Source organism: Paraburkholderia solisilvae, from assembly GCF_902859875.1.
In the GTDB taxonomy this organism is placed as follows: domain Bacteria; phylum Pseudomonadota; class Gammaproteobacteria; order Burkholderiales; family Burkholderiaceae; genus Paraburkholderia; species Paraburkholderia solisilvae.
Genome location: NZ_CADIKF010000038.1, coordinates 42,089 through 63,728 on the forward strand (window position 1 = coordinate 42,089; position 21,640 = coordinate 63,728).

Consider the following 21,640-nt stretch of genomic DNA (forward strand, 5'->3'; position numbering starts at 1 on the left):
GAGAGCAAGAGCGGCAACTCTCTGGAATTCTTGACGAGCTAAAGTGCCCTTTGCCGACCTTCAAGTACGATCCATCGCTCAAGTCAACGATGGTTGGATATACCCGCACAGCAGCAGCGAAATCTGCACTGCCCCAAACAACACAATGAGCAACGCGCCGCACGCTGCAATCCAGCGCTGCGCATTGCGCACATGATTCGCGCCTTTCGTCAGTAGTCGATTCGTATGAACGGCGCCGAGCCCGACAAGCGTCACCGTCACCGCAACGCCGGCCGCCATTGCAAATGTCGCGGCAATGCCGATAGACGGCACACGCGCCGCGATCGATCCGATCAGTACAAAGATAGCGCCAACGCATGGCCGTACACCCGCTGCGAAGCCCGTCGCGATCATTTGCGAAAACATCGACGTGCCAGAGGGTGTGAATTTGCGAGTCGAGCCACGCAGCGCCAGTTGTGCGCCGAGATACGATCCACCGTCCGGTGACGCGGCAATCAGCGAGCGCATGCGGCGGCTCTTAGGCACCAGTTTCAGCACCGACGGATCGAAGCAGCAATCGCGCCGCGCGACGTAGGTGTAAAGCGTCCACGCACCCGCGACGCACAATGCCGCATAGCTGACGACTTCAAGTGCCTCCGCCTGCGTGAGCACGCCCGCCATACCCGTTTTCGCAAACCACGTCATGCCGAACACGAGCACGATGGCGCTGAGTGCTTGCACAGTTGCAGTCCATCCGCACAAGGCTATCGCGTGAACCGGCCGTGCCTTGCGGGAGCCGAGATAGGCGCCAGTCACGAGCTTGCCGTGTCCAGGCCCGATGGCATGCAATACGCCGTACGCGAAAGACATCAGCAACAACGCAAACCAGGTCTTCGGCGATGCATCCCGACGCAAGCGCTCTGCCGCATCGGCGATCCGCGCATTCAACACGCCCTGCCAAACGATGCCTGTGGCAATCACGACACGAATCGGCTCCGGTAGCGAAACCAACGGCGACCTCGCCGCGGGAGTCACCGTCACAGCTTGAGACATTGAAGTGCCCGACGATGCAGTCGCCGCATGTGAAGACTGCACGGGACGCCCGAACACATCGATTGCCTGCTGGGCCGCAGTCGCCGGCGCAGCAAATGCAAGCGCCATTACCACTGCCAGCAATCCGAACACGACAAGCGTCACACGGCAAACATGTCTCAGCATGATATTGCCGTCGCTTGTGGAATAACGAATCCGCCGAAAATCGGATGGTCGCGATCGGCGAACGATTTCATCGTGCACGCGGCTGCCGCATGGCCACCGATGCTGACCGCGGTTTGTGCAGGTTCGGTTTCGTAGTCGACAAAGTACGAATCGTCCCAGATGCCGAGTGCGACCTGATGCTTTGTCACCTGCACTGGCTTTGCGAGTTTGAGCGTGAACGTGTAGACGATCTTGCCGTGATCGACCGATACCCGGAAATCAGTCGGGTCACGAAACGGTTGCGGCTCGCCATCGACGAAAAGATGATTGAAATACTGCAGGCCCGCGAGCGATGAAAACGCTTGCTTCTTGAATAAAGCCGTCTGTTTGGCGTCGACCGTTCCGTTGTCCGGCAACGAATCGATACCTGCGAGCTGAACCGGAAAGCCTTCCGAAAACCGCCACGTTTCCGCAATCGCCGATATCGACGTACCCTGCATTTCCACCCGCGCGGTGTATTTGATCCACACGTGCGGATGCGCCGACACCTCGCTGCACGCGACACATCCGACGAGCGGCGCAAGTCGTCCGAGCAGAGAAATGAAGCGGGAAAAAGACATCGTGCAGGCAACCCCGACAACAGGATGCGTGAGTGTGCCAGCCCGAAGTACGCTTCATCAACCGCAAATGTGTGTCGATCTGCGCGCAAACGTTTGGGTCGAGCAACGTGTCGTTAAGATGCCGCGCCGCGGCCCATCGTAAAGCCCAAAAAGTTTACTGAGCCGTTCGGCACGCCCGACAAGGCCGTCACCGCATGCGGACTTTTTTCCGCTACAGCAAATTTTGCACTTTGAGCGTCAAATCGCGGTAAGATACGGAAATTCGGGATAGCGTAAGTCTTTGATTTTATAGGTTGAATCCCTAACCCATACACTCAGGGGCGGCTCCCGAAGGCAGGGATCGCGGGCTGGGGTCCCGGCCGGGCGCGCCAGAATTTGAAAGGATGCTGGGTGATCTGAATTGCCCGGAATGATCAAGGCCCTACGGCGAAAGCCAAGGGTCTTTTTTTCTCGTGCTGCCGGAGACTTCCGGTGATCGTGTAATAGAAAAGGTGGAGGGTGGTAAGCATGTTTAAGCGCTTTGTAGCATTGTCGTTGTTGGCGGCTGGCCTGATCGCATTGACCGGCTGCAACACGGTCGCGGGTGCCGGTACCGACATCACCAACTCTGCGAATGCCGTCAAGCGGGCACTCTAATTCCGCGTGAAGCGCTTCGCAGTTGTTGCGCCGTTTTGCCGGGAACCGGAGAAGGTCGATCTCCGGTTCTCGCGTCTCCTGATCACGCATGCGTGATGACGAGTTTGCCCTCCTGAACTTCCACACGAATGCGGCTCGGCATGTTGAAGCCCGCCTTCTTCAGCCATCGCCCCGCAAGACGAATCCAGCGCACAGGCCGGTAATCCTCGTTGTTCGACCACGTCATGGGATAGTCGCCGGTTCTCCCCGTCCTGCTTGCTCGCAAGGCTCCCGTTCCACCTTGCATCGGCCTCGTATTAGAATTAGTTAGCGATCCGATTTATTTGCGCCACAAGGCCTGAATCTAAAGCGTGAGGCCGACCTGATAGTAGTGGTAGATATCTCCATACTCAGCGGGCAACACAGTATTCAATCTTCCAAGCAACCTGTAGTAACCCTGCAAGTTTTCCACATGATCTCGAAGGCTCGTGCTGAAATGCCGATATAGCGTCCTCGCGTTGACCTCGAGTCCGCGCATGCGCAATTCGGTGCAAACGTCGTCGGCGATGGTCTCCTGCATGCCCTCTGCCGCGTAGATCGCCTTATCCGGATTCTGCGCCTTCCGGATTGCGATCATGGCTGCCCCAATGTCGGTCAACGCGGTGGACTGCTTTTCCAGGGCCGCACGAACGTAGGGCGTCATCGAATGGCACCTGGCGAAGAACATCGTCACATAGCCCTTCTCTCGCCACCGCGGCTCCATGAAAACAGTAAAGCGGTCTTTCAGCGTGATCGAGCATAGTCGCCGCTCCTCTGCCTGCATCACCTCCAGCAAGCGTTCCTTCGATTCATTTGAGAGGTGATCTGGCAGCTGGGTCAGGAGCGCCTTGGCCCACCCGCCGTCATAGCGTCCGAGCCGGGTGCTTCCGGCGATGTACGACCGGAGCATTTCGAATTCGCATAGCGACGCGGCGCGGACCGCTATCGCCTCAGCGAGCACGGCCGGCGCGCCTGGCTGGCGAAATTTGGCGGACGGCACGACGCCCGTCTCCGCCAGCCACGCGAATACGTCGATTGGTGCGTCCTGGAACTGGATAGCCAGGACGCGTTCGACGAGACGATGTCGAATCGCACAGGGCGCGTCGCGAAACTCCTCTGCCAGTTCGCAAGCGACTTCCAGCGGGACGCCTTTGTCTCGTGGGTCTCCCATCTCATCGGCAACCGCTAACGCAAATGCGGCGAAGTAGCGGCGTTGAAACGCCCGGATGTCGTCGACAGTCTCGCGATCAAGGCTCGCTGGCAGAGGCGGCGGTTCGAACTGAACGCTCTTCGCAAGATCGAAGAGCTCACCGGCCAGAAAAATCTCCAGAAGGCAGAGCGTCCAGTGTTGCAATCGCTGCGCGCGCAACCCGGTCGCGCCCGTCGCAGCCACCGCGTCCTGGACTCGCGTGGCGAGACGTTGGAGCCAGCCGCGCTCTTCCGAACCAAAGACGAGATAGACAAGAATCTGGTTGCAAAACAGCCGATCAAGCAGGTCAATGCCCGCGTCCTTCGAAGCCGTGGTCCTGGTCATGATGGTGTCGGCGTGAGCTGCCAGAGCAGCTCCGCCCTCTCCTTATTTCGAATACGTTGTGCGTTTGGCATCGCCGCGCTTTTGCGCCGGCGTGCGGTCTTTGCCGCGATTAAAGCGATGGTCATGCGACCCATCAGCCTTAGGCATTCCGTACGGCACCAGACTTGCCGACAGCGTCGGCAGGGACCTGCCCGCATACCCACCGAACCGGCGACCGAAGAGGTTCATGCCGCCTCCGTGTCGTCGGACGAAGAAGAGCCGGCCGAGCTCGAGCGGTTGGTCGCCGAGTCGTACAGGTCGGATGCGACGCGCGCGGCGACCGTGGTCACAATGGCAGAGCCCACCAACTCGGCAATCGACGCGATGGCCGGCGGCAAAAGTAGAAGCGGAAACATGGCTATCCTTTTATTTGGGAGCATTCAGGACCGTCCTGCATGAACTCCGGATGCCATCTTAGGTATCTGGGCCAACGCACGAAATGGGTAAACTTGATGTACCGATTTGTACACTAACCATAGATTGTCCGGTATGGGAAGCGACGCCTGCGCCGGATCGTACATTGCCGCGAGCATGGCGCGTCTATCGGGCAATGCTTAACGTCGGGAAGCGAACGGCCGTGGTTAGCACGATTCAGCCTGATCCCGTTCCCGGCTGGCAAAGCGCATGTCACACGCCAGCACAAACTCGCTTCCCGCTCCGCGAGCCCGCCCGCGCAGCTCAACGATTGTGACCGCAGGTGCACGGGACAACCGTGCCGGTACATCGATCCACGGATGCATGCCAGTCGGGCCAGGCTGCATGGCCGCCACCTTTTGCCTGTCTGCCAGCACGTGCGTCGCAGTAGCGAGCAAACATGTTCTCCTGTCGCTCACACGACCGCCATGATCGACAACTGACAGTCAGATCCTCGAAAAATCGTAGTCCCGTTCGACCCGGCAAATACGCGTTTTGTAACTCTCGTACCAACGGTCGCGTCCTAGCTTTTGCGCTAAAAGATGCGCTGAATTCTGTTTCCACGCCGCAATCGATTCGAGGCTGTCCCAGTAGGAAACCGTAATTCCCAGTTCGTCCCGTGCGGACTCGACGCCCAAAAATCCGGGTTGCTTCGCCGCTGCTTCGATCATCGCGTCGGCCATATTTGCATATCCGTCGTCTTCGGCGGTGCGGATAGACGTGAAGATCACTGCGTAGTACGGGGTAGATTTCGTTTTTGCAATGGACATCGTCGGCTCCTCTCCTCAACGGTAAACGTCGATCGCATTGTCGATGATTTACGCTGTCTGGTCGACCGGCTGGTCGTGGCCGTACGCTGTCCCATCACGATGGGCCGCAAACCAAAGGGATCGGTTGCCTTTCCGGCAGGCCGGCTCTTCACTCGCATTCCCTTGGGCGGACCGAATAACAGCGCATTTCTCTCTTGGCACTAGCTGACAATATGAAGCACTTTGGTTGTATCTTCGCCGCGAGTGCCGGGTTTTCGTCATCGTCGAGTATCCGTTGCCCGGCCGCTTCCTTTTCTCCAGGCAACCGGGTCTCATCTACCAACGCATCAGATTTTCGTGGTCCGCTTCCGTCCAGCCGCGCATCCATGCCTTACGTTCACGCGTGCCTTTCGCGTACGGACATTTGGCCTTTGTGCGATAAGCGACCCGCCCTTCCTCCATCAGCGCCGCAACATCGATATCCGTATCGCCAGAATTCCTGCTGAACATGCATCTCAAGAACCGATGCGCAAGTTTTTTCCACATAGATAGATATCCTGCAGATTAAAATAGTCAGCTATCTCGATCCATCTGGCGTTGCGCCCGTGGCGCACGATGGTTATCGGATCACGCTTCGTTGAAGACTTGTGTGAGCAACTCTTAGGAATTTCTAGCAGGCAACCACGATCGCAAGCGGGATGACCCAGACCGCTAGCGTGAGCAGCACCAGCCACGCGCGGTATTTCAAGCACAGGCGGCGCTACAGACTACCTATAACGGTATCGCGCACTGCCTCGCGAACATCTCGATAGAGCACCGCCGATCACTTTCAAAAATCAGTGTGGCGAACCTCATCCAGGACAGCGCGGAGCGCTGCTGCCCTTCTCTTACCGAATGCGCTCTCGAACCGGTCTTGTGCGATCTGCCAGTACACGATCGACTCCTCCAGTCTTTTTGAACCCTTCGCAGTCAGCTGCACTATTCTTGCGCGCCGGTCGTTCCGACCGGGTTTTATCGAAACCATCCCATCCCGTTCCAGCGGACGAAGATTGTGCGTTAAAGCGCTTCTGCACAGTACAAGCTCATCGGCCAGTTCCCCCATGGTCGGCGAGCTTGCACGCTGAATGCAGGCGAGAATCGACACCTGGGTCGCCTTAAGACCACAGGGCGCCATGTACGCGTCGTATTGCAACGAAACTTTTCGCATGGCTTTTCGCAACGCCGTCGCATTGCAACGTCCTTTCTGTGACGCTGTTTCGCTTTGCGAGGCATACCCGATATCTGTCATCTTTATTACGATTGAGGAAATGGTTGAGTATTCACGTTTCTATACATCGTACATGGATGTATATACGTTCTTTCATGTTTGAATACTCAAATGATGATGTCGATTTCTGCGTGGCATTTGTCTTATGTTTAGCTGGCGAGACTGTCCCAGCATCCGTTCGCGATAAACAACGACACCTCATTGAATAAGCCCGATTACGAAAACGCCAGATTTATTCTCTTGAGCTTGCGGCGACACATGGCTCACCCATCTCAGCTTCGAAATGCGATGACATGTGTCGGTGAACGAGAATTTCAGCAACCTGCTGGTTAACATCGATACGGCGCCGATGATATTCTCGATCGAACTCTGGCCAGGCGCTCACGCTCTGGTCACGCTCCAGTCAACCCGATCGCCTGATTTCAAGCCTCATCATTGTGTTATGCAAATCGATAGCTTTCAAATGGAACTGACATGTTCTCCGGATAGCAAGGAGATGTGGCGCAACCAGGGCACTCGCGTTCTCAAGTGTCACTTGAATTTTGGACACGGCGATCCGACAGGCTCAACGCTACGCGCGTGGCAACTCGGAGATGTGAAACTCATCGACACACGGCTCACGCATATATCGATTTCCCGCATTCGCGAGGAAGAGGTCGGCTCACTCTGTCTGAAGCTCGTCAGAAGCGGGGCGCTGTTCGTTGAAAGTGGCGAGCAAGTACAGCGCTTCAGGCCGGGCGAACTGGTACTGGTCCCCGATGCACCATCGATCAGACAAACCTTTAAGGAACCGTCCGAGGTCGTTTCCGTCACGTTTTCGCCGAGGAGTCTTAAGGAACGAGGATTCCGTTTTGATGCGCGAGGTTACGCCGTTCCAGACCAGCAGAATGCAGACGTCCGGGCGATCGCCGGCATGATAGCGCTGGTAGCGGACCAGAACGGCGACACGAGCGAAAAGATGCGGCGCCGTCAAGGTGGGCAGTTGCTGGAGCTGCTCGATCTGCTAATCGAAAGTCCTTTAGCGCTATCTCGCAGACGCAGCGGCGAAGCGACGCTCTTTCGAGCGAAACACTTTATCGCGCAAAATCTCCGCAACCCCGAACTTAACGTATCGTTGATTGCGGCAGCAGTGCACGCGTCCAGTTCACAGCTCACGCGACTTTTTAGAGCCGACGGTCAGACATTGATGCGCTATGTCTGGGACCGCCGGTTAGCACTCGCAGCTGAACTGCTCCAGCAAATTGACGTGACGCGCTTGCAAATGAGTGAAATCGCCTATCGCTGCGGCTTTTCGTCGCCGACGCATTTTAGTCGGGCGTTCAAGGAACGCTACGGCGTGGCGCCCAAGAAGGCAGCAGGCGCGAGTCTGTTGACATCCGCCCACTCCGCCTCGCTGGCAAGCTGAGCGATCGATCGTTTGTCTGAACCGGCGTCAAGCTGGCTTCGGATTCGAACGCCAACCTAAGCGGGTTACCACACGCCACCGATGGTTCGACAGAGAGTGTGAACGGATTTCCGCATGTCGGAATCCAGGCAAAACAAAAGCAAACCGGCCCGAGCCGCACGCGCCTGTTGCGACGCCGGCCGATATTCGTTCTGCCGCTCAATCGTTCTCGCGTTGAGGGCATCGGGCGGTCTCCTCGGGTCGGTGGCCAGCAGCACGCTGAAATCCCGTGGCTCTTTTTTGCCTGCTGGCGACGCAGAGGTCTAAGCCCGCACCGCCCGCGCCCGCCTGGACGACGCTCCCGCTTTGCTTTGCACAGGACCGGTTTCAATCTCCCGCTTCCCCCCATCCGACGCTCTGACAATCAGCTCCGGCGTCCAAACCTCCTGCAACGCCTGCGGCGCTCGCCCACCGAGTCGTTCGATCAGCATCTCCGCCATCCTCTTCCCCGCCCGATGCGTCTCCGCCGAAAAGGTGGTGAGCGCCGGCTGCACATACCGCCCAATCGGATGGTTATCTCCACCGATCACGCCGATATCGCGCCCCGGCACTCGCCCCGTCTCCGAGATCCCCCGCAGCACCCCCAACGCGATCAGATCATGTCCGCACACAATCGCCGTCGGCGGATCCGCAAGCGCCATCAATTGCCGCACCGCCTCGGCGCCGCCCTCTTCAGTCATCGGCGACTCGACACAAAGCGCCTTATCGAACCTGATTCCCGCGGCGCGCAGCGCTTCCTCATATCCCACCCGCTCGAGGCGACTGAACATGAAAAACTCAGTTGCATGAATCAGCGCGATCCGCCGATGCCCCAACGCGATAAAGCGCCCACATCCCGCGCGCCCGACCACCTGGTGATCGATATCGACAAACGGAAACGCGTCCGATGTCTCGCTGCGGCCAAACGCGACAAACGGAATATCCCGTTCGAGCAGATACGCAATGCGTTCATCCTGCCGGCGCGTGCGCCCAAACAGCAGCGCATCGACGCGTTGCCGCTCGATAAGCCGCTTGAACACGTCAATCTCCCCTTCCACGCTTCGCGCCGACGCCACGATCACCTGAAAGTCCGTGCCTTCGAACGCGTCGTTCACGCCCGCCAGCATATCCAGAAAGAACGGGTGAGCGAATGACGTTTGCGGCGCCGACACCACGAACGCAAACGTGTCGGCCGATTGCCGCCGTAAGCGCCGCGCCGCCGGGTCCGGCGAAAAGCCGTACCGCTCAGCGGCTTCGAGCACGCGCTGGCGCGTCGACGGGCTGACATCGTCGCGGCCGTTCAGCGCCTTCGACACCGTGCTCACCGACAGCTTGAGCGTGGCTGCAAATTCCTGAATGTTCATCCGATGGGGTCGTGAAGTCCGCGGGGAGCAAGGCTCGAAAACGATTTTTCAACATTCTACGACGACCGCCGCCGTCAATTTCAAATTACGCGTCTGACAAAACCGATTTCGCCATACTTCACCACGCCTTTTCTTGAATTTTCCATGACACGCTGCTATCTTTTATCGAAATCGTTTTCGGCACGAAGTTCGGCATGAAGCGGCCATCGTGAACAAGGCGCGCTTCACGCGCCGTGCTGACGATGGATCAGTCAATCAGGAGAAGCAGATCATGCAGGAACGGAAAGGCGGCTGCCTGTGCGGCGCCGTGCGTTACGTGGTGAAGGGCGAACCGCAGATGGTCGGACTGTGTCATTGCACGCACTGTCAGAAGCAGAGCGGCAGCGTGTTCTCGTTCAACGTCTTCTACAAGGAAGACGACTACGAGCAACACGGCGACACGAAGTTCTATCTGGACACGGGCGATAGCGGCAAGCCATCGCGGCGGCACTTTTGCGGTGAGTGCGGGTCGCCCATTTTCACAACGGACCCAGGGTTGCCTGGCGTCGTTATCGTGAAGGCCGGTACGCTCGACAGCATGGAAGGCCTGCATCCGCAAGCCGAGATCTACACCGATCGCGCCGCGCAATGGATCGCACCGTGTGAAGGAACCAAACGGTTTCCGCGGGCGCCCAGCTTTTGAGTTCGCAGTTTGCTGCGAAGGGCGCTCGTTTATGACGACGAGGCTCCCCCTTTCCCCGCGAACATCACACCGCGCGCGACGGTCGGACCTTCCTTGCTTCATGCACGAAAGATCCGCCGATCGACATCGCATCAGGCAAAGCTCTTCAACCGCTGCAGCGCCTCGACCATTTCGCCCGGGTCCGGCCGCAGCGTGTAGTCCGGACTGACTTCCGCGTACGCAATCGTGCCGTCCTGAGCGATCACATATCGAGCCGGCATCGGCAGCGTCCAGCTGGGTTCGCCGTTGATAACCGGCAAGTCGGTGTTGAATCCCTTGTAAGCGTCGATCAATTCATCCTGCAGACGGAACCGGATGCCGAATCCGTCAGCCGCCTTGCCGCCTTTGTCGACCAGAATCGGATAGCTGAGCTTGTTCTGGCGCTGCGACTTCAGGCTGTTCGCCGCGGTCTGCATCGAGATCGACACGAGATGCGCACCCAGCGAGCGGATCTGATCGGCGACTTCCTCGATGGCCTGCAAGTCGATGTTGCAGTACGGACACCAGACGCCGCGATAAAACGTCACGACCAGCGGCCCGCTTTCGAGCATCTCGGTCGACGAGACGATCTGGCCTTCCGCGGCCCTCAGCGAGAACGTCGGCGCGATATCGCCCACTTTCAGCGCGCGCTCCGCCTGACCGGTCGCGATCAGTTCTGCCGTTGTCCTATGAAAAATGTCGACGACTTCGGGCGACGCAACCTTGCTCTCGAAGTGCGCCTTGAAGGCATCCAGTTTGTCTTGCAGTTTCATTTCCGACTCCTGTGTTTGCTCGCCGGTAGTGGCGTGAACACATGGTGATTCATTCGTACAGTCGGGGGTAGAATGGCTGGATGACTTTCAGTTATTCACACGGCAAATGAATGACAAGCTATCGGTGCTGCGGCTCTTCACGCGTGTCGCGCACACGTCGAGCTTCACCCGGGCGGGACGCGAATTGGGCATTAGCCAGCCGTCGGTGTCGAGGCAAATCTCGGAACTCGAAGCGGATGTCGGCACCGCGCTCTTCAGCAGAAGCACGCGAGCCGTCAAGCTGACCGACGCGGGCGTCGACTATCTGTCGCGCGTCGAAGCGATCCTCGCCGCGCTCGAAGAGGCCGATCACGCCGCGCGTGGTACGACCGAGTTGCGCGGCCGTCTTCGCGTGGCGCTGTCCACCAGCTTCGGCATTCGCGAGGTGATTCCGCGCATTGACCGCTTCATGGAGTTGCACCCCGCATTGCATATCGATCTGCTGATGGAAGACGACCGGCAGGACCTGATTGCGGAAGGCGCAGACGTCGCGATCCGGTTCGGTGTGCTGCCGGACTCGAGCGCGAGATCGAGACTGCTCGGACGGTCGGCGCGCATGCTGGTGGCCGCGCCCAGCTACCTGGCGCGCGCGGGCCGTCCTGTCGAGCCATCCGACTTGAGCCAGCACACCTTCGTACTCGGTCCATCGAGCGCGGCGTCGCTAGGATGGACGCTTCAAAAGAACGGACGCGACGCCGTGTTCCGCGCGGACGGGCGTCTCACGACATCGGTGAACGAAGCGGCGACGGCCGCAGCCGTTGCGGGGCTGGGCATCTTGCCTATCGCTTTGTGGGGGTGCCGAAACGAGATCGCGGACGGACGCCTCATGCCGATACTCGAGGACTGGCAGCTTGAACCCGTCGAGATTCACGCGGTATTCCCGCCGGGACGAGCGTCCCGTCCCGCCGCTAGCGCGTTGATCGATTACCTGACCGAAGAGATCAGGCCCATTTCGGTTCGAATCGGACCGAAACGGCAGCGCTAAAGAGCGCTCCTTGTCAGGAAGGCTCCCGCGCTGCTGATTTGAACCGTGACGGCCTGGTCACGGCCGTCTGCACGAGCGACACATACGGCCCGTTCGCGCTTTTCTCCGCCATATAAGCCGCGCGCGCCTAGGGCGAAACAAACATGTTCTTGCGAATCGAGCCGTGCACACCCCAATTCCCGTCGACCACCTGCGTCACACCGAAATCCGCCGCAACCGACATCAGCGCGATCGCTTCGTCCTCGCTCATCCGGTGCACGGTCATCAGGAAGCGCCGCAGCTTGCGGAACGCATCGCGCATCGCTTTGTCGAGGCTCGCATGCTGCGCGACTTCGACCTGCGCGTTCGGGCCGAGCTCGGCCAGATAATTCGCGAATGTGAAGCCGTACACGGACCACAGCTCGTCGGTTTCGAGCAACGGATGCGTGAGCCCTTCGAGCGTCGTGCCGCCGAGATCGTTCTTCTTGTGCAGCACGAATTCGAAGTCGCCGGTCAGCGAACATTCGATCGCGGTGCCGCCGAGTTCGCTGTCGCCTTGCGCCGCATGCGGGTCGCCGACTGAAAAATACGCGCCGTCGACTGCAACCGGGTAGTACATCCGCGCGCCCTTGCCGACGCGCCAATCGTCGATATTGCCGCCGGTGTAGCCCGGTGGAATCGAGCTGACGAAATCGGCCTCGGCCGGGGCGACGCCCATCGTGCCGAAGTGCAGACGCGCGGGCACCTTCACGTTCGGCAGAATGTTCTCGCGCTTGCGCACCAGCGAGTGATCGACCCTTACGCCCGGATAGTCGATCATCGCGTGCACGACGCCGTCGGGGTCCGTCTGCGGCGTCCACACATAGTTGTAGACCGCGCGCGCGTGCGGTTCGCCCGCGGTATCGAGTTCGAAGATCGTCACCACTTCGCGCGGCTTCGGCTCTTCGATCAGATCGCGATACTGAAAGCCCCACGAAGCCGCCACATTCGATCCGAAGCAGCGGCCCGCATAGCATGCGTTGCAGCTCGGCCGCGGACGCACGTCGAGAATCCGCACTTCGAGCACGTCGCCCGCTTCGGCGCCTTCCATCGCGACCGGCCCGGTCAGCAGATGCACACCGACGCCCTCGCCGGACCCGAGCTTGAACGGCCCGACGGTTGGGCCCGCGCCGCGGCGCGGCATCGCCTTGTGCTCGCGCGTCCAGTGAAACACGCTCTCGGCGCCGGGATCGCCGGCAATCATCCGTTCGTGGTCGTCGTTCGCATGATGTGTCAGCGTCTCGATCGTTACGCGGTCGCCGGAACGCACGGTCACCGCGGGCGCGACCGCCTTGCTGAAATAACCCCAATGCACCGTTTCCGGCGAGACAGGCAGAGTGTGGTGCTTCATGTCGGTTCGGACCTTGTGTCGAGATGTCGTGTCGTGTCGTGTGCTGCCCGGCGTCGTGTTGCCGGGCGGCGCGGAATGCGAATGGACTTGCCGTTGCCCTTGCGTTGCTGTTGCCTTCGCGTGCCGCTGCCTCGCGGTTGCCTTCGCGTTTGCGGTTGCCGTCGCCGTGGCGGGTTACCCTTCACGCGCTTCAGGGCGCAACTTCAAACCGCGTGTCGGCACCCATCACGTTGAGAAACTTCGTCGTCAGCGGATGGCGCGGATGCGTGAGCAACTCGTGCGCCGGCCCCTGTTCGACAACGTTGCCGCCGCTCATGAACACCACCCGGTCCGCAACCTGATCGGCAAAGCGCAACTGGTGCGTCGAGATGATCATCGTCAGGCCGTCTTCGAATGCGAGCCGCTGGATCACGTCGAGCACTTCGCCGACCAGTTCCGGGTCGAGCGCCGAGGTCGGTTCGTCGAGCAGCAGCACGCGCGGATTCGGCGCAAGCGCCCGCGCAATCGCGACGCGCTGCTGCTGACCGCCCGACAGATGACGCGGCAGCGCATCCGCGCGATGACTCAAGCCAACGCGTGCAAGCAGTTCGTGCGCGCGGCGATCCGCTTCAAACGCGTTGATGCCATGCACCCAGCGCAACGGACCCGCGATGTTCTCGCGCGCACTCAAATGGCTGAACAGATTGAACTGCTGGAACACCATGCCGACGCCGACGCTCGCGCGTTCGTTCGCAAGGTGGCGCGCGTTCATCGGCCGGCCGTCTTCGCGATAGCCGAGCCTGCGCCCGCCGACGTGAATCTGGCCGGCGTCCCATTGCTCCAGATGGTTGATACAGCGCAGCAGCGTGCTCTTGCCGGACCCGCTCGGACCGAGCAGCGCGATCACCTCGCCGGTCTGCACGGTCAGATCGAAGCGGTCGAGCACGGTCTGCCTGCCGTAGCGTTTGTGCAGACCGGTCACGCGCACGGCGGCGGGACGCGTTGCCAGTTCCGCATAGCGTGCCGTGCGATCGAGACGCGGTGGGGCGACAAGACGCAGCGGTCCGCGGGCGGGGAGCGACGGCCCAGCCAGACCACCCGCGCCTGAGTCGAAGTTCGCCACTGCGGCTGCGTGCGCCATGGCGGCTTCCACGGCCGCTGCAGCTTCGTGCGTGCCGCCACCGCTTCCGCCGTTGCCGCTGCCGCTGCCGTTGCCCACGTCGGCACCGTTGCCCATGCCGGCTGACGTTGGAGTCGTTTGAGCGCCGCCATCGGCATGACCGCCAGCGAGCACCTGCGTCACCGCATCGCCGCCGTCACGCACCCGCCGCCACGGCAACAAACGCGCAAACCGTTCCGACGGCGCACGATCCAGATCGAGCGACGCCTCTGCGATCAACTGAATCAGCGCAATCGCGCCGGTCAGTACGAGATACATCAACCCCGACGCGAAGAAGATCGAAAAGAAATCGAATGTCGACGACGCGAGCTGTGTGCTGCGCAACGTCAATTCGTCGACGGCGATCACCGACGCAAGCGACGAGTTCTTCAGCGCACTCACCGACTCGTTACCCAGCGCGGGCACGATCGTGCGGATCGCCTGCGGCGAGATTACGCGACGCAACAGCACGGCCGGCGTCATCCCAAGCGCCTGCCCCGCGAGCAGCTGCCCGCGATCGACGCCTAGCACGCCGGCCCGCAGAATCTCCGCGATAAACGGCCCTTCGTTTGCGGCGAGCGCGAGGCCCGCCGCGCCTATTGCGCTGAGCTTCAGACCGATGTGCGGCAGCGCGTCGTACGCAAACACGAGCTGCAGAATCAGCGGCGTGCCGCGGAAAATCACCGTATAGCCGCGCGCGATCACCGCGAGCGGGCCTACCTTGCTCAACTGCATCGCGGCCAGCACGAGGCCGACGAACAGACCGCCGGCGAGTCCGAGCACGGTCACCGCAATCGTGAAGCCGATCCCGTGCAGCAAATACGGCAAACTCAAATAATGCAGAAACAGATCCATCAGTCAGCCACCTTTCAACTGCTCATCAACGACTCATCAACTACTCACCCACTACGCCTCAACCGCTCATCGACCGCCCGTCAGGCGCGTGCCATCAGTTCGAGACGATAAGCTTCGGCGCTTCGAGGTTCTCCGCGGGCAGCGACCACTTCTTCAGCATCTGCGCCTGCGCACCCGACTTCTGCAGCGCGACGAGCGCCGCCATCACCGCCGCGCGCAACTCCGGCTTGTCCTTCGGCACGCCGATACCGACCGAGTACGGCAGCGTCACCGCGCTCGCCTTTTCGAGCTTGTCCGGATACGCCTTCACCGCCTGCTCGACGGTATTCACGTCATTGATGTATGTATCCGCGCGGCCCGCGAGAATGGCCTGAATGCAGTTCGCGTTGTTGTCGTACAGCTGGACGGTCGCTTCGGACTTGCCTGCCGCCTTGCACGCCGGCGCGAGGTTGTTGATCAGCGGCACTTCGACATAACCGGTGTTTTCCGCGGCGGTCGCGCCGCACATCGACGCATTGATGCCGGTGATCTTCTTCGGGTTGCCCTTGGCGACCAGCACGCCGTCGAACACCTTCGAATACGTGATGAAGTCGGCCGCTTTCGCGCGCTCCTCAGTCGCGTAGATATCGGAGATCACGATGTCGGCCTGGCCGCTTTGCAGCGTCGTCAGCAGCGCGGCGAAGGTGACCGGCTTGTACGCCATCTTGAAGCCGAGGCAGTCGCCGATCGCTTCGCCGAGGTCGATATCGAAGCCGATGTATTTGCTCGGGTCGTTCGGATCGAGCGCTTCGTAACCCGGCGTGTGCGGGTTGATGGCGTTCGTCAGCGTCTTGCCCTTGAGCTGCGGATACTTCGCCTGGAGCGCCTTGCATTCGGCTGGCGTCGCGGTTTCCGCGGCCGACGCGCGGCCGGGGACCGAGATCATCAGCACCAGCAGCAGGCAAACCACGCCGGAAACGAGTTCGCGCCAGTGTCCGGCGGCGGCAAGCGCGCGCAGCCGGCCCTGCCCGCGATCTGTCAGTACGGTACGCATCAAAAGACTCCGTGAGCGGCAGATGTCAATGGCACACCCCATGTACGCCTGATTGCATTGCACGGGAGCAAGCGTAGGTGGAGGAAATTGGCGGGACTTGTCCCGACGCGCCCAAATACCTGGATTCAGGTGAAGCGGTGCGGGTGGCGCGCCCGGGCGGGGGGCGCATAGGCGGGGAAGCGGAATGCGCGGCGGTCGGGCAAGCCGCGTCAGCCGCGGCTCGAGCCGCCCTTTAAAACAGCGTGCGAATCCCGCCGCCGATGGTATAACCGGACGAGAAATGCGTCGCGTGATCGCCGAGCACCGCCGTATAGACAAGCGTGCGTCTCGACAGCGGATAGTCGTAGCCCACCGACCACGTATTGCGGAATTCGTCGCGCTCGCCGCCGCTCTTCGACATGCCGTCCGACATCAGCACGGTGCCGACACCTATCTGGATGGACGCCCCGAGCTGACCGAAGTTGACGTGATAGCCGCCGCCCGCAATCGCATTCGAGATGTACTGATACTGCCCGTACAGCTTGACGGCGCCGATCTCGTAAGTCGCCCCCGCCTGTACCGCCGACTGCGTCGAAAGGCCGGGCACGCTCGATGCGAAATCGCCGGGCACGCTATTGAATTTGAGCTGCTGGTACACGACGTTCGCGGTGATCGGACCACCGCGGTATTGCACCTGCCCCGCCCACTTGTTCTGCCCCGGCTCGCCCGCCGCATTGCCGAACGCGTACTGCGCATTCAATTGCCAACCGTCGTAGGGAGCGGTCGAATAGGTCACCGCATTGCTCCACTCGCCGCCGCCGCCGCCCACGCCCTGACCGTTGACGGCCACATACGTGTGGATCACCGCCGGCGAGAACACGAACGAATTGAAGAACGGGTTGTAGAAGATCGTCGAGTTCCAGTAGAGCGGCCCGATCTGCCCGAAGACGAGCTTGCCCCACGGCGCGTTGATACCGACCCACGCATTGCGTGAAAAGAACCCGTCGCCGGCGAAGCGCCCGAACGTGCCGTTCTGCACCGAAAAATAGCTCTCCAGTTCGAACACCGCCTGGTACCCGCCGCCGAGATCTTCGCTGCCCTTGAGCCCCCAGAACGACGCGGTCGCGCCGCCGTTGCCGACCATCCACGCGGTCTGGCCGCCCAACGCTTTTTTCGCGCCCACGAATGCGTCGACGTCGCCGTATAGCGTCACGCTGGACTGCGCGGCGGCGTGGCCGCTCCAGCATAATGAGGCGAGCGCCGCCGCAGGGAACGCGCGCCGCAGTTTCCTGTTCATCTGATACCTCCGTAGCTTGTTTTTTTATTGATGCGCGGCGGTTCAACGCATCGCGGCGCGGTAGTAGGTCGGGTCGTAGTACTTCGATGGGTCCGTCAGCGTCTTATGGGGCGTCGCGTAGCGGCTGCGCAGCGCGAGCACGGTGCGGATGCCCGCCACGTTCATGCGGCCCTTGCGGAAAAAGCCCGCGTGCGGATCCAGCAGTTCGCCATAGGTGGTCGCCGCGAGTTCCGGCGACATCTGCGGTACGTTCTTGCGCAGAATGGCGATCGCTTCGTCATGGTTCTTCGGGTCGTACAGCCAGTCGATGGCCTCGACATACGCGCGGATGAACGCCACCACCTTCGCCTTGTTCTCATGCGCCCATGAGCGGCGCGTCGCCGCGACATTGCCCTGATAAGGGCCGATTACATCGGTGGCCGTCGCGATCTGGTTGAAGCCGTCGTTGCGCGCCAGAATGTTGAACGGCGTGGACAGCAGCGTGGCCACCTGCTTGTGCTGCTGCAGCGCCGCCCAGCGTTGCACCATGCCGCCCGCGGTCTCGATCTTGTAGTCGTCCGGTTGCAGGCCTTTACGGGCAAGCATGTCGTACAGCACGAACGCATAGCCGGTCGTGCGCGCGTCGACCGATAACGTCTTGCCGCGCAGATCGTCATAAGACTTGACGTCCGGCGCCGCGACCAGAGAAAGGAAGCTGCTGTCGCTGCCCATCACCGCGACGAAGTCCGGCTGCGCACCGATCGGCGCTTCGCCCTCGCCTTCCACGTACGCAACGATGTTGTCGATCGCGGTCATCGCGATGTCGAAGCGGCCTTGCGACAGGTCGGTCATCTGGTTCACCGAACCGGTCGTGCCCTGCAGGATCACGTGAATGCCGTGCTGCGCGAAGAAGCCTTTGTCTTCGGCCACGTAGCTCGGCCAGTTGAAGCCGCCGGGAAACACGTTGACCGTCACGTCGCCGAGTTTGGGCGTCTGCTGCGCCTGCGCAGCCGGCGCCGCGCTAATGCCGCATGCGATGAATGCGGCGGCCGTGAATGCCGCCAGCCACGACTTTCCAATTGCTTTCATTATTCAACCATCCTAAATATGTGATACAGCAAGAAGCGGGAAAATGGCGTTCAGGCTATTTGGCGGTCACCGGCGCGGATTCTCTCGCGCGACTCGCGGGCAGCGCCATGCGCGACGGTTGCAAGGCGAGCGCGAGCAACGCGCCGATGCAGGCCAGCAGCGAAATCTGCTCGAGCCCGGCAGCCGACCAGCCGGTGGACGTCGCCAGCCAGCCGATCGTGTAGCCGGCGATCGACGCCGATCCATACAGGCTCGACACGAACACGCCCGAAGCCTTGTTATTCAGATGGCCGCTGACCGAGCGAATGTGATAGCCGGCCAGATTCACGTAGATCACCCCGCTCACCACGAGCCCCCAGACAAACGACAGCAATGCTTGCGCGATCAGCGTGGAGGCCGCGTAGAAGAGCCCGTAGCCGAGCAAAGCCGCAATCAGGAAGCTCACGACGAGCACCTTGCGCGCCGAAAGGCGGTCGCCGATCCAGCCGCCCGCGATCGATGCGAACACACCGAACCCGTAAGCGCTCATCACGCGTCCGGTCATGGCCGGCGTAAAGCCGAGATGTTCACGCAGGAACGTCGGATACATGCCGAGATAGCCGTAGATGATCAATCCGCCGATCAAACTCAGCACGGTCAGCAGCACCGTGTTGCGATTCCACAGCGTCTGCGCGGTGGCGAGGCCCGCGTCGTCGCGGCGTTCGGCTGCGCGTGTCTCGCTGAACCACGGTCGCACCGCGATCAGGATCAGCACGATCGCCGCAAAGCCCAGCAGCCCGAACACGATCATCGGGAAGCGCCACTCGTGCCTCGTCGCGAGCAAGGCGGCGCCGGCCATCGGCCCGATAATCGCGCCGACGCCGAACGAAAAATTCACCGCGCCGACCGCGGTCGAGCGAAAGCGCGTGAAGTAGCTGGTTCCGATCGCGATGATCACCGTCAGCTGCATGGCTTCGCCGATGCCGGTCGCGGCCCGGTACAGCAGCATTTCGGTAAAGCCGTGCGCGCTCGCGGTCAGCACCGTGCCGATCGAGAAGATCGCGATGCCGGCGACGGTCGCGCTTCTGCGCGACAGCCGCGCGAGCAGGAAGCCGGTCGGCGCGCCGGCAACGGCCATGCCGAGCGTGAAGATCGTCGACAGCAAGCCGACCTGCGCGAGCCCGAAGCCGTACTCGTGACGCACGTCGGCCGCAAGCAGCGGAAAAATCTGACGATCCATCGCGTTGATCGAATACGACGCGAGCAACACGACGAACATCGCGACGGCGGCCAGCGTCGAACCGGACGGACGCAACCCCGCCTGCTGTGCAGGCCGCGAAAGGGAACTATTCATCTACGTCTCGAAGAAGGCGGCGGCCGCCTGGCCACCGCGTGTCAAGGGAGCGGCGCGCACCGGCCAGGCGCGTGCGCCGCGGTCTCGCGCTCAGCCCGGTTGCGGCGCCGATGCGACAAACGCGTCGCAGATCGCACTGCCGGTCGTGAACACCACGCCCGGCCGCGCATGGATGTGCGCGAGCGCTTCACGGAAGTAACGCATCCGGTGCGGCACGCCCATGATGTACGGATGCACGACCAGCGCCATCACGCGCGGCTCCTTGTGCGCATCCGCGTATAGCTGCTCGAACTGGTCGATCGCGCGATCGCGATACTCGGCCGCGGCATGGTGCTGGATCAGCATCATCGCGACGTCGTTGCACTCCTGCGTGTACGGCACGCTGACAATCGGCTTGGTGCGCGTCTTCAGATACAGCGGCTGATCGTCGAGCACCCAGTCGCACACATAGTCATAGCCTTCCTCGACGAGGATGTCCGGCGTCTCCCAGGTTTCGGTCAGCCCCGGCCCGAGCCAGCCGCGCGGCGCCTGCCCGGTGAACGCGCGAATTGCTTCGGAGGTCTTGCGGATATCGGCGCGCTCGTCTTCCACCTTCTGCATGTTCTTCTGGCTGAAGCCGTGACCCATAAACTCCCAGCCGCGTTCGAGCGCCGCGCGCGAAATCGGCTCATAGCTGCGAATCGCCGAACCGTTGATCGCGAGTGCGGCGCGAATGCCGAGCGTGTCGAACACGTCGAGCATGCGCCAGAACGCGACGCGATTGCCGTATTCGTGCCATGCCCAGTTCGGCACGTCCGGTGTCGGCGAGCCGCCGGCGGGCGGCGTGAGCACCGTGCGCGGCATCGTTTCGCGCGGATTCCATTCCTCGATATTGACGATCACCCACACGGCGAGCCGCGCGCCGTCCGGCAACGCGAGCTTCGACCGCTCGACGATCGGCGAAAACGCGAGACGTTCGTTCGGTAGCAGGTTCATGATTTCCTCGAGCCGATGGTGAAATGGATGGCGCCAAGCCCTTCGACCGCGCCTTCGATGCGATCGCCCGGCACGACCGGGCCGACGCCGGCAGGCGTGCCGGTGAAGATCAGGTCGCCCGCCTTCAGTTCGTATTGCGTGGACAGATTCGCGATGATCTCGGGCACGTTCCAGATCATCTGCGCGAGGTCGCCGGTTTGCCGCACCTCGCCGTTCACCGACAGCGTGATGGCGCCGCGCCCGATATGCCCGACGCGCGCGACCGGATGCAGCGGGCCGCACGGCGCCGACGCATCGAACGACTTGCCCATCTCCCAGGGCAGCATGCGTTCGCGCATTTCGCGCTGGCGATCGCGCCGCGTCATGTCGATGCCGACCGCGTAGCCGAACACATGGTCAAGCGCTGCGGTAACCGGAATGTTCACGCCGTCGGCGCCGATCGCAACGACGAGTTCGATCTCATGCTGGAAGTCTTCGGTGCACGGCGGGTAAGCGAGCTCCGCGCCGTTCGCGACGACGGCGTCCGACGGCTTCTGGAAAAAGAACGGCGGATCGCGCTCATCGCCCTCCTTCATTTCGCGAATGTGGTCGACGTAATTGCGGCCGACGCAGTACACGCGGCGCACCGGAAACGCACTGGCATCGCCGGCTATCGCGAGAACGGTGGTGGCCAATGAAACGGCATACGAAGCAGTCAAGCTTGTCTCCCCTGGTGGTGAAAGTTCGTCGGGGAAATGGTCTGTGTACAATATCGCCTTGTCAACGCTTAAGTGTATTCACTTTAGTGGGCACCGCAGCAATCTGTATTTGCTCAAATTGAGTGCTTGCTGCACCACGAAGCATAAGAACGTTGATC

The 21,640-nt window shown here is 61.3% G+C and carries 21 protein-coding genes and 1 pseudogene; 3 read left to right on the forward strand and 19 right to left on the reverse strand.

The annotated features are described in order from the left end of the window. Positions 1-78: 78 nt before the first annotated feature. The 9 genes from HV675_RS21850 to HV675_RS21890 all read right to left on the reverse strand — a co-directional run bounded on the left by HV675_RS21850 (position 79) and on the right by HV675_RS21890 (position 6,474). Positions 79-1,197, reverse strand: a complete 1,119-nt coding sequence (locus tag HV675_RS21850; protein WP_175113179.1) for a nickel/cobalt transporter — start codon at positions 1,195-1,197, stop codon at positions 79-81. Beyond that, on the reverse strand, positions 1,191-1,796 hold the full coding sequence (locus HV675_RS21855; protein WP_175113180.1) for a DUF1007 family protein: 606 nt from the start codon (positions 1,794-1,796) through the stop codon (positions 1,191-1,193). Before HV675_RS21855 ends, HV675_RS21850 begins: the two co-directional genes overlap by 7 nt. A gap of 718 nt (positions 1,797-2,514) precedes the next feature. Then, positions 2,515-2,658 (reverse strand): SymE family type I addiction module toxin, encoded by a 144-nt coding sequence (locus tag HV675_RS21860; protein WP_175113181.1) that lies wholly within the window; start codon positions 2,656-2,658, stop codon positions 2,515-2,517. A gap of 117 nt (positions 2,659-2,775) precedes the next feature. Continuing rightward, entirely contained in the window at positions 2,776-3,984 is a 1,209-nt protein-coding gene (locus HV675_RS21865; RefSeq protein ID WP_175113182.1) for a hypothetical protein, read from the reverse strand. A 42-nt stretch (positions 3,985-4,026) separates the two neighbouring features. After that, positions 4,027-4,212, reverse strand: a complete 186-nt coding sequence (locus tag HV675_RS21870) for a hypothetical protein (RefSeq protein WP_175113183.1) — start codon at positions 4,210-4,212, stop codon at positions 4,027-4,029. Beyond that, entirely contained in the window at positions 4,209-4,379 is a 171-nt protein-coding gene (locus HV675_RS21875; protein WP_175113184.1) for a hypothetical protein, read from the reverse strand. Before HV675_RS21875 ends, HV675_RS21870 begins: the two co-directional genes overlap by 4 nt. A gap of 504 nt (positions 4,380-4,883) precedes the next feature. Then, a complete protein-coding gene (locus tag HV675_RS21880) occupies positions 4,884-5,207 on the reverse strand; it encodes an antibiotic biosynthesis monooxygenase family protein (RefSeq protein WP_175113185.1) in 324 nt (107 codons plus the stop codon). A 315-nt stretch (positions 5,208-5,522) separates the two neighbouring features. Beyond that, on the reverse strand, positions 5,523-5,732 hold the full coding sequence (locus tag HV675_RS21885; protein WP_175113186.1) for a ribosome modulation factor: 210 nt from the start codon (positions 5,730-5,732) through the stop codon (positions 5,523-5,525). Between the two features lie 283 nt (positions 5,733-6,015). Beyond that, the gene (locus HV675_RS21890) at positions 6,016-6,474 is read right to left on the reverse strand and encodes a MarR family winged helix-turn-helix transcriptional regulator (protein WP_175113187.1); all 459 of its coding nucleotides are present in this window, start codon (positions 6,472-6,474) and stop codon (positions 6,016-6,018) included. A gap of 280 nt (positions 6,475-6,754) precedes the next feature. On the opposite strand from HV675_RS21890, the gene HV675_RS21895 reads away from it, so the two are divergent. Then, positions 6,755-7,858, forward strand: coding sequence for a helix-turn-helix domain-containing protein (locus HV675_RS21895; protein WP_175113188.1), 1,104 nt, complete (start codon positions 6,755-6,757; stop codon positions 7,856-7,858). Between the two features lie 302 nt (positions 7,859-8,160). Here the strand turns inward: HV675_RS21895 and HV675_RS21900 are convergent, their stop codons facing one another. Continuing rightward, positions 8,161-9,240: a LacI family DNA-binding transcriptional regulator gene (locus HV675_RS21900; RefSeq protein WP_175113189.1), complete on the reverse strand. Its 1,080-nt coding sequence runs from the start codon at positions 9,238-9,240 to the stop codon at positions 8,161-8,163. A 271-nt stretch (positions 9,241-9,511) separates the two neighbouring features. Between HV675_RS21900 and HV675_RS21905 the strand changes: the two genes are divergently transcribed. Beyond that, entirely contained in the window at positions 9,512-9,922 is a 411-nt protein-coding gene (locus HV675_RS21905) for a GFA family protein (protein ID WP_175113190.1), read from the forward strand. A gap of 131 nt (positions 9,923-10,053) precedes the next feature. On the opposite strand, the gene HV675_RS21910 is transcribed toward HV675_RS21905, so the two are convergent. After that, positions 10,054-10,713 carry a peroxiredoxin-like family protein gene (locus HV675_RS21910; RefSeq protein WP_175113191.1) on the reverse strand — a complete coding sequence of 220 codons (660 nt, stop codon included), beginning with the start codon at positions 10,711-10,713 and terminating at the stop codon, positions 10,054-10,056. A 106-nt stretch (positions 10,714-10,819) separates the two neighbouring features. On the opposite strand from HV675_RS21910, the gene HV675_RS21915 reads away from it, so the two are divergent. Then, positions 10,820-11,737: a LysR family transcriptional regulator gene (locus HV675_RS21915; RefSeq protein WP_175113192.1), complete on the forward strand. Its 918-nt coding sequence runs from the start codon at positions 10,820-10,822 to the stop codon at positions 11,735-11,737. Positions 11,738-11,864: 127 nt separating this feature from the next. Here HV675_RS21915 and HV675_RS21920 read toward each other — a convergent pair. The 8 genes and pseudogenes from HV675_RS21920 to HV675_RS21960 all read right to left on the reverse strand — a co-directional run. Further along, positions 11,865-13,103 (reverse strand): annotated as a pseudogene (locus HV675_RS21920) (acetamidase/formamidase family protein); the annotation flags it as partial. Between the two features lie 193 nt (positions 13,104-13,296). After that, complete coding sequence (locus tag HV675_RS32590; RefSeq protein ID WP_246270468.1) at positions 13,297-15,099, reverse strand: amino acid ABC transporter permease/ATP-binding protein; 1,803 nt, start codon at positions 15,097-15,099, stop codon at positions 13,297-13,299. Positions 15,100-15,193: 94 nt separating this feature from the next. Then, positions 15,194-16,132 (reverse strand): ABC transporter substrate-binding protein, encoded by a 939-nt coding sequence (locus tag HV675_RS21935; protein ID WP_175113194.1) that lies wholly within the window; start codon positions 16,130-16,132, stop codon positions 15,194-15,196. Between the two features lie 232 nt (positions 16,133-16,364). Further along, positions 16,365-17,408, reverse strand: a complete 1,044-nt coding sequence (locus HV675_RS21940) for a porin (protein ID WP_175113195.1) — start codon at positions 17,406-17,408, stop codon at positions 16,365-16,367. Positions 17,409-17,450: 42 nt separating this feature from the next. Continuing rightward, positions 17,451-18,476, reverse strand: coding sequence for an ABC transporter substrate-binding protein (locus HV675_RS21945; protein ID WP_175113196.1), 1,026 nt, complete (start codon positions 18,474-18,476; stop codon positions 17,451-17,453). Between the two features lie 55 nt (positions 18,477-18,531). Next, on the reverse strand, positions 18,532-19,809 hold the full coding sequence (locus tag HV675_RS21950) for an MFS transporter (protein WP_175113197.1): 1,278 nt from the start codon (positions 19,807-19,809) through the stop codon (positions 18,532-18,534). 90 nt (positions 19,810-19,899) lie between these two features. Continuing rightward, positions 19,900-20,784 carry a polysaccharide deacetylase family protein gene (locus HV675_RS21955; protein WP_246270470.1) on the reverse strand — a complete coding sequence of 295 codons (885 nt, stop codon included), beginning with the start codon at positions 20,782-20,784 and terminating at the stop codon, positions 19,900-19,902. Next, positions 20,781-21,482 carry a fumarylacetoacetate hydrolase family protein gene (locus HV675_RS21960; protein WP_175113198.1) on the reverse strand — a complete coding sequence of 234 codons (702 nt, stop codon included), beginning with the start codon at positions 21,480-21,482 and terminating at the stop codon, positions 20,781-20,783. Before HV675_RS21960 ends, HV675_RS21955 begins: the two co-directional genes overlap by 4 nt. Between the last annotated feature and the right edge of the window lie 158 nt (positions 21,483-21,640).

Bases quoted from the DNA above. Each gene is read 5' to 3' on its own strand.
- HV675_RS21850 (WP_175113179.1), bottom strand. From the start codon at position 1,197: ATGCTGAGACATGTTTGCCGTGTGACGCTTGTCGTGTTCGGATTGCTG.
- HV675_RS21855 (WP_175113180.1), bottom strand. From the start codon at position 1,796: ATGTCTTTTTCCCGCTTCATTTCTCTGCTCGGACGACTTGCGCCGCTC.
- HV675_RS21860 (WP_175113181.1), bottom strand. From the start codon at position 2,658: ATGACGTGGTCGAACAACGAGGATTACCGGCCTGTGCGCTGGATTCGT.
- HV675_RS21865 (WP_175113182.1), bottom strand. From the start codon at position 3,984: ATGACCAGGACCACGGCTTCGAAGGACGCGGGCATTGACCTGCTTGAT.
- HV675_RS21870 (WP_175113183.1), bottom strand. From the start codon at position 4,212: ATGAACCTCTTCGGTCGCCGGTTCGGTGGGTATGCGGGCAGGTCCCTG.
- HV675_RS21875 (WP_175113184.1), bottom strand. From the start codon at position 4,379: ATGTTTCCGCTTCTACTTTTGCCGCCGGCCATCGCGTCGATTGCCGAG.
- HV675_RS21880 (WP_175113185.1), bottom strand. From the start codon at position 5,207: ATGTCCATTGCAAAAACGAAATCTACCCCGTACTACGCAGTGATCTTC.
- HV675_RS21885 (WP_175113186.1), bottom strand. From the start codon at position 5,732: ATGTGGAAAAAACTTGCGCATCGGTTCTTGAGATGCATGTTCAGCAGG.
- HV675_RS21890 (WP_175113187.1), bottom strand. From the start codon at position 6,474: ATGACAGATATCGGGTATGCCTCGCAAAGCGAAACAGCGTCACAGAAA.
- HV675_RS21900 (WP_175113189.1), bottom strand. From the start codon at position 9,240: ATGAACATTCAGGAATTTGCAGCCACGCTCAAGCTGTCGGTGAGCACG.
- HV675_RS21905 (WP_175113190.1), top strand. From the start codon at position 9,512: ATGCAGGAACGGAAAGGCGGCTGCCTGTGCGGCGCCGTGCGTTACGTG.
- HV675_RS21910 (WP_175113191.1), bottom strand. From the start codon at position 10,713: ATGAAACTGCAAGACAAACTGGATGCCTTCAAGGCGCACTTCGAGAGC.
- HV675_RS21915 (WP_175113192.1), top strand. From the start codon at position 10,820: ATGAATGACAAGCTATCGGTGCTGCGGCTCTTCACGCGTGTCGCGCAC.
- HV675_RS32590 (WP_246270468.1), bottom strand. From the start codon at position 15,099: ATGGATCTGTTTCTGCATTATTTGAGTTTGCCGTATTTGCTGCACGGG.
- HV675_RS21935 (WP_175113194.1), bottom strand. From the start codon at position 16,132: ATGCGTACCGTACTGACAGATCGCGGGCAGGGCCGGCTGCGCGCGCTT.
- HV675_RS21940 (WP_175113195.1), bottom strand. From the start codon at position 17,408: ATGAACAGGAAACTGCGGCGCGCGTTCCCTGCGGCGGCGCTCGCCTCA.
- HV675_RS21945 (WP_175113196.1), bottom strand. From the start codon at position 18,476: ATGAAAGCAATTGGAAAGTCGTGGCTGGCGGCATTCACGGCCGCCGCA.
- HV675_RS21950 (WP_175113197.1), bottom strand. From the start codon at position 19,809: ATGAATAGTTCCCTTTCGCGGCCTGCACAGCAGGCGGGGTTGCGTCCG.
- HV675_RS21955 (WP_246270470.1), bottom strand. From the start codon at position 20,784: ATGAACCTGCTACCGAACGAACGTCTCGCGTTTTCGCCGATCGTCGAG.